The 6,893-nt window shown below is 66.7% G+C and carries 5 protein-coding genes; 4 read left to right on the top strand and 1 reads right to left on the bottom strand.

All coding sequences use genetic code 11. The features are described 5' to 3' along the window. Positions 1-34 precede the first annotated feature (34 nt). The 3 genes from GTP90_RS34195 to GTP90_RS34185 all read left to right on the top strand — a co-directional run bounded on the left by GTP90_RS34195 (position 35) and on the right by GTP90_RS34185 (position 3,945). On the top strand, positions 35-2,050 hold the full coding sequence (locus GTP90_RS34195) for a transglutaminase TgpA family protein (protein WP_161087692.1): 2,016 nt from the start codon (positions 35-37) through the stop codon (positions 2,048-2,050). Further along, a complete protein-coding gene (gene mltB, locus GTP90_RS34190) occupies positions 2,041-3,180 on the top strand; it encodes a lytic murein transglycosylase B (RefSeq protein ID WP_161087691.1) in 1,140 nt (379 codons plus the stop codon). The genes GTP90_RS34195 and mltB overlap by 10 nt, the downstream gene beginning before the upstream one ends. Before the next feature lie 429 nt (positions 3,181-3,609). After that, entirely contained in the window at positions 3,610-3,945 is a 336-nt protein-coding gene (locus GTP90_RS34185; RefSeq protein ID WP_161087690.1) for a hypothetical protein, read from the top strand. Positions 3,946-4,014: 69 nt separating this feature from the next. On the opposite strand, the gene cysM is transcribed toward GTP90_RS34185, so the two are convergent. Further along, positions 4,015-4,917: a cysteine synthase CysM gene (gene cysM, locus GTP90_RS34180; RefSeq protein ID WP_161087689.1), complete on the bottom strand. Its 903-nt coding sequence runs from the start codon at positions 4,915-4,917 to the stop codon at positions 4,015-4,017. Between the two features lie 158 nt (positions 4,918-5,075). On the opposite strand from cysM, the gene GTP90_RS34175 reads away from it, so the two are divergent. Continuing rightward, on the top strand, positions 5,076-6,845 hold the full coding sequence (locus GTP90_RS34175) for an FAD-dependent oxidoreductase (RefSeq protein WP_161087688.1): 1,770 nt from the start codon (positions 5,076-5,078) through the stop codon (positions 6,843-6,845). Positions 6,846-6,893: the final 48 nt, after the last annotated feature.

Raw genomic sequence — 6,893 nt, 5'->3', positions numbered from 1 at the left:
CGGCTCGGGCGCCAGCGCCGGCCCGCGCGCCCGCCTGTCCCTGCGCCTGACCCGCGACAAATCCGACACCCTGCTGTTGCTGACCGCCGCGCTGATGGTGCTGGCGCCGCACTTCGAGCACCTGCCGCTGTGGATCGTCGCCGTGGTGTGCGCCACGCTGCTGTGGCGCGCCGCCATCACCTGGCGCGGCCGGCGCATGCCGCCGTTGTGGGTGCTGCTGCCGGTGTCGCTGGCCGCGATGGCCGGCGTCTACCGCAGCTTCCACACGCTGCTGGGCCGCGACGCGGGCGTCGCCATGCTCACCCTGCTGCTGGCCTTCAAGCTGCTGGAGATGCGCGCCAGGCGCGACCTGTTCGTGGTGATCTTCCTCAGCTTCTTCGTCCTGCTGACGAACTTCCTCTACTCGCAAACCATGCCCACCGCGCTGTGGATGGGCGCCACGCTGATCGTCCTGCTGACCGCGCAGCAATCGTTCCAGTACACCGGCGCCGTGCCGCCGCTGGCGCAGCGCCTGCGCAAGGCCGCCGCCACCGCGCTGCTGGCCGCGCCGCTGGCGCTGCTGATGTTCGTCGGCTTCCCGCGCATCCAGGGCCCGTTGTGGGGCCTGCCCGGCGACGCCCACAGCGGCCACACCGGCATCTCCGACAGCATGGCGCCCGGCACGATGTCGTCGCTGGCGCAATCCGACGCCGTGGCCTTCCGCGCGCGCTTCCCCGGCGGCGCGCCGCCCCAGGGCCAGCTGTACTGGCGCAGCATCGTGCTGGGCGACTACGACGGCCGCACCTGGACCCGCGTGCCACGCAAACGCGGCCTGCAGCGGCTGGACGTGAACATCGCCACGCGCGGCCAGCCGCTGCACCACGAAATCACCATGGAGCCCACCAACACCCGCTGGCTGGCCGCGCTGGAGCTGAGCGGCCCGGGCTTGTCCCTGCCCGGCCACCGCGTGCGCGACTCCGACGAGCTGGAATTCTTCACCAGCGATCCCGTCACCCAGCGCGTGCGCTACGAGGCCGACGCCTGGACCGATTTCACCGTGCAAGCGGCCGAACAACCGCAACGCATGGCGCGCTGGACCGAGCTGCCTGAAGGCTACAACCCGCGCACGCTGGCACTGGCGCGCCGCTGGCGCCAGAGCGTCGCGCCCGGCGCAGACGGCCCGCTGACCGCCCGCCAGGCCGCCGGCGCCGCGCTGCAGGCGCTGCAACACTTCCACGACGGCGGCTACGCCTACACGCTGCAACCGCCGCTGCTGGGCCGCGACGCGGTCGACGACTTCCTGTTCGGCAGCAAGGCCGGCTTTTGCGAGCACTACGCCGGCGCCTTCGTGGTGCTGCTGCGCGCCATGGGCGTGCCGGCGCGCGTGGTCACCGGCTACCAGGGCGGCGAACTGAACCCTGTGGACGGCTACCTCACCATCCGCCAGTCCGACGCCCACGCCTGGGCCGAGTACTGGGCCGCCGGCGCCGGCTGGCGCCGCGTCGACCCGACCGCCGCCGTCGCCCCCGAACGCATCGCCCACAACCTGGCCCGGGCGCTGCCGCAAACCACAGGTTTCGGCCTCGCCCCCTTGCTAAATCTGCAAAACGACCCCAATTCGTGGTGGAGCCAGATCAGATTCCGTTACGCCGCGTTGAATAATGCTTGGAATCAATGGGTCCTGGATTACAATCCAGACAGGCAGCGAGGTTTCCTCGAAGAACTAAGCTCGGCCTTCGCCAACTGGCGCGGCGCGCTCGGGGCGGCGCTGGTGTGCGCCCTGCTGGCCGTGCTGCGCTGGCTGCGGCGGCGCCGGCCGCTGGTGCCGCTGGACGGGCTGTACGAGCGGTTTTGCCGGCAGCAGGCGCGCCACGGTTACGCGCGCCGGCCGGACGAGGGCCCGCTCGGCTACGCCGCCCGCCTGCGCACGATGCAGGCCAGCCCGGACAAGCATGCCGCGATGGAAAAATTTTTAACCCTGTACGGCGCGCTGAAGTATGGCGCCGCCGGTTCCGAATCACGTTCGGCGTCGCTGACGACGCTGAAAACACTGCTAACCTTATGCCGATGAAGACTTTGATTTCCGCCCTGCTGCTGGGCGCCGCCACCCTGGGCCAGGCCAGCCAGGCCGCCGCCATCGACCCCTACGGCTACAAGCTGCCGCCCAGCATGCAGCCGAAAAAGAAGGCCGCGCCGGCCGCCAAGAAAAAAGGCCCGCCACCGATCGACTACGTCGGCGAGTTCGTCAACTTCGGCGACTGGAAGGAAGTGCGCGCCTTCCTCGACGACGTCGCCACCCGCGACGGCTTCGACCGCGCCGAACTGAACACGCTGATGGGCCAGGTGCGCTACGTCGACGCCGCCGTGCAACTGGTCAAGCCGGCGCCGCCGGGCAAGCCCAAGAACTGGCAAGCGTACAGCAGGCTGATCGTCGATCCGGTGCGCATCGACAACGGCGTCAAGTTCTGGAACGACAACCGCGAGGCGCTCGAGCGGGCCGAGGCGCTGTACGGCGTGCCGGCCGAGATCCTGGTCGGCATCCTCGGCGTCGAGACCGTGTACGGCCGCAACACCGGCCGCTTCCGCGTGGTCGACGCCCTGACCACGCTGGCCTTCTCCTACCCCGAGGCGCCGCAGCGGACCGAGCGCATGGCCTTCTTCCGCGGCGAGCTCGAGGCGACGCTGCTGTTCGCGCGCCAGAACGGCATCGATCCGCTGTCGCTGCGCGGCTCGTTTGCCGGCGCCATCGGCATGCCGCAATTCATGCCCAGCAGCCTGATGAAGTACGCGGTGGATTTCGACGGCAGCGGCAAGGTCGACCTGCTCAACTCCGGCGTCGACGCCATCGGCAGCGTGGCGGCCTTCCTGGTCGCGCACGGCTGGCAGCGCGAGCTGGGCGGCCCGCTGGTGTATTCCGCCGCCGTCTCGCCCAACCGCGCCTGGGAAAGCATGACCAACCAGGGCCTGAGCGCCAAATACCGTCCGCAGGAATTGACCGCGGCCGGCGTCAGCACCACGGTGCCGGTGCCGGAACAGCAGACCTACGGGCTGGTGGACTTGCAGAACGGCGCCGAACCGACCGAATACTGGCTGGCGAACAATAATTTCTTTGCGATCACGCAATACAACCGCAGTTATTTTTATGCGATGTCGGTGGTCGAACTGGGGCGCGCGGTGCGTCTGGCACGCGGCGGGATGTAAGGAAGCGTAAAGTATCTTGTCCCACAGACTTGCAAACTGTATTGTTTAGTTGACACTTGGCAATTATTTGTACAAACTTGCGGTTACTGTGGGCCTATCGTAAACCGTTCTACAACAAAATTAATTTATAATTAACTTTGTGTGTTCGTTAAAAGTGTGCACGGTCAGCTTAGCATATCGTTAGGTGTATAATTCTCACACAATGTTGCAGCCCGACAACAATAACCTATAGCAAGCGAGTTTTTTTATTGCTTATGAGTATTAGAAGGCGTGTTGTTGTACAATTGTGTATATATTATGAAACTTGTTATCCCGGAATCCCGTCCGTGTGTGAATTCGTTCCTTGGTAAGGATGAACATTAACGCAGCAAAGCGAGCTCCGAGTGTTGTACTTTGCAGGACAACTTTACAGAAGGAAAAGACGAAATCATGACAAACCAAGTCGGCATAGATATGAACAACGATGCGGATGGCGATGATCTGTTGCAATACAATCCCAACCGCCTGCTCGATACCCTGATCGAGAACCTGCGTCTGAAAAATGACGCGGCCCTGTCGCGCGCGTTGGAAGTGGCGCCGCCGGTCATCAGCAAAATCCGCCACCACCGCCTGCCGGTCGGCGCTTCGCTGCTGATCCGCATGCACGAAGTAAGCGATCTGAGCATTCGCGACCTGCGTTACTTGATGGGCGACCGCCGCAACAAGTTCCGCATCAGCGACAAGCAGTTCAAGCCGAAAGAAGGCGAACCAGGCGGCCAGAGCTGATCGCAGCTCCCCGTCCTGCCGCCGCGCCCCGCCCCTTATCCGGGGGCGGGCGCGCAGTTCACGCTTGGCTTACGCCGGGAACACCCCGGTCGATAAGTAGCGGTCGCCCCGGTCGCACACGATGAACACGATGGTTGCGTTCTCCACCGTTTGCGAGACACGCAGCGCGATTTCACAGGCGCCCGCCGCCGAAATTCCACAGAAGATCCCCTCCTCGGCAGCCATGCGGCGCGCCATGCGTTCGGCCGCCGCCTGCGATACCGGTTCGACCTGGTCCACCCGCGCCCGCTCGTAAATCTTCGGCAGGTAAGCCTCAGGCCACTTGCGGATGCCCGGGATCGACGAACCCTCCTCCGGCTCGGCGCCGATGATCTGCACGCCCGGGTTCTGCTCCTTCAAATACCGCGACACGCCCATGATGGTGCCGGTGGTGCCCATGGCGCTGACGAAGTGCGTCACGCGGCCCCCGGTGTCGCGCCAGATCTCCGGCCCGGTGCCCTCGTAGTGCGCGCGCGCGTTGTCGAAGTTGCCGAACTGGTCGAGGATGATGCCCTTGCCGTCCTTCTGCAATTGCTCGGCCATGTCGCGCGCGTATTCCATGCCGCCGGTCTTGGGCGTGAGCAGGATTTGCGCGCCGTAGGCCGCCATGCTTTGGCGCCGCTCCACGCTCAGGTTCTCCGGCATCAACAACAGCATCTTGTAGCCGCGCAGCGCGGCCGCCATCGCCAGCGCGATGCCGGTGTTGCCGCTGGTCGCCTCGATCAGCGTGTCGCCCGGCTTGATGTCGCCGCGCTCCTCGGCGCGCTTGAGCATGGACATGGCGGCGCGGTCCTTGACCGAACCGGCCGGATTATTCCCCTCCAGCTTGCCGAGGATGACGTTGTTGCGGGCCAGCGCGTCGGCGCCGGGAATCCGGGTCAGCTGCACCAGCGGCGTGTTGCCTATCGTATCTTCCAGAGTCTTGTAAGCCATCGTGTTCTATCGTCAGTGATTTCGCTAAAACAGCCATTCTAATCCGAGTTGCGCGGCGGCGCATCGCGGCCCCTCCCTCCTAAGTGTTTACACCGGGCGCCAGCCTTGCGCTAGACTTGCAGCATTTCGTCCGCCCTCACATTTTCCCCGGAATTATCATGGCCACCACCCCTCTGGAACTGCTCCCCGAAGACACGCCGGACGAGCCCATGCCGCACCTGCCGCTCGACCTGGAACAGCGCCGCCACCAGATCTTCCCCGTGCTCAGCGCGGCCGACATCAAGCACATGCACCGCTTCGGCCACGTGCGCCATTACAGCGACGGCGAGATGATCTTCGAGGCCGGCAAGACCAGCTTCGGCCTGATGCTGGTGATCAAGGGCGGCATCGAGGTCAGCCGCTATGACGGCCTGGGCAACACCGCCTACATCACCACCCACACGCCGGGCCAGTTCGGCGGCGAGGTGGCGCAGCTGTCGGGCCGGCCGTCGCTGGGCAACGGCCGCGCGGTGGGCGAGGTCGAGGTGCTGGTGCTGCCGTCCGAATCGCTGCGCGCGCTGCTGGTCGCGCACGCCGAGCTGGGCGAGCGCATCGTGCGCGCCCTGATCCTGCGCCGCGTCGGCCTGATCGAGCAGAATTCCGGCGGCCCAGTGATCGTCGGCCCGCGCGGCCACGGCCGCATCCACACGCTGCAAAGCTTCCTGGCCGCCAACGGCCATCCGCACACCGTGCTCGACCCCGAGCAGGACCGGCAGGCGGCCGACCTGATGGCGCACTACCAGCCCAAGGCGGAGGAGCTGCCGCTGGTGGTGTGCCCGGACGGCGTGGTCAAGAAGAACCCGACCGTGGTCGACATCGGCCGCTGCCTGGGCATGCTGCCCGAGATCGACAGCGACAAGGTGTGGGACGTGATCGTGGTGGGCGCCGGCCCGGCCGGGCTGGCGACCGCGGTGTACGCCGCGTCGGAGGGCTTGTCGGTGCTGGCGCTGGAGACGCGCGCCTACGGCGGCCAGGCGGCCGCCAGCGCGCGCATCGAGAACTACCTGGGCTTCCCCACCGGCGTGTCGGGCCGCGCGCTGGCCGGCCGCGCCTACGTGCAGGCGCAGAAGTTCGGCGTCGAGGTGGCGATCCCGGCCCCGGCCGGCCGCCTGATCTGCGACACCTATCCGCTGCAGGTGGAGATGTGCGGCAGCCTGCAACGGCTGAAGGCGCGCACCGTGGTGCTGTCGTGCGGCGCGCGCTACCGCCGGCCGTCGCTGGCCAACCTGCGCCAGTTCGAGGGCAAGGGCGTGTACTACTGGGCCTCGCCGATCGAGGCCAAGCTGTGCAAGACCGAAGAGATCGTGCTGGTCGGCGGCGGCAACTCGGCCGGCCAGGCCGCCGTGTTCCTGTCGGGCCACGCGTCCAAGGTCCACATGCTGATCCGCAAGGACAGCCTGGCCTCCACCATGTCCAGCTACCTGATCGAGCGCATCCAGGCCACCCCCAACATCGAGCTGCACACGCACTCGGAGATCGTGGCGCTGGAGGGCGACGACGACGGCCTCAAGCAGGTCCGCATCCGCAATTCCCTGAACGAGCAGGAATGCGACTACGACGTCTGCCGCGTGTTCCTGTTCATCGGCGCCGACCCCAACACCGGCTGGCTGAGCGACTGCGGCGTGGATGTCGACGCCAACGGCTTCATCCGCACCGGCTTCGACGTCACCAAGGCGCAATGCCGCGCCAACTTCGCCAACGGCGTGTACCCGCGCGACCTGCCGTCGCGCTCGGCGCTGGAGACCAGCGTGCCGGGCGTGTTCGCCATCGGCGACGTGCGCGCCAGCTCGACCAAGCGGGTGGCGGCGGCGGTGGGGGAAGGCGCGGCCGTGGTGTCGCAGATCCACGCCTTCCTGGCCAACCTGCCGGCCGACAAGGTGTTCAGCTAAGCCCGCTTCACCGCGAGCGCGCCAGCGCCAGCCGGGCGCGCGGCGGGG

The organism is Duganella vulcania (assembly GCF_009857655.1).
Classification (GTDB): Bacteria; Pseudomonadota; Gammaproteobacteria; order Burkholderiales; family Burkholderiaceae_D; genus Rugamonas; species Rugamonas vulcania.
This window is presented reverse-complemented; position numbering and strand designations above follow the sequence as displayed.

What these genes read in the sequence shown, in the direction of transcription:
- mltB (WP_161087691.1), top strand. Translation starts at nt 2,041, where the DNA reads ATGCCGATGAAGACTTTGATTTCCGCCCTGCTGCTGGGCGCCGCCACC.
- GTP90_RS34185 (WP_161087690.1), top strand. Translation starts at nt 3,610, where the DNA reads ATGACAAACCAAGTCGGCATAGATATGAACAACGATGCGGATGGCGAT.
- cysM (WP_161087689.1), bottom strand. Translation starts at nt 4,917, where the DNA reads ATGGCTTACAAGACTCTGGAAGATACGATAGGCAACACGCCGCTGGTG.
- GTP90_RS34175 (WP_161087688.1), top strand. Translation starts at nt 5,076, where the DNA reads ATGGCCACCACCCCTCTGGAACTGCTCCCCGAAGACACGCCGGACGAG.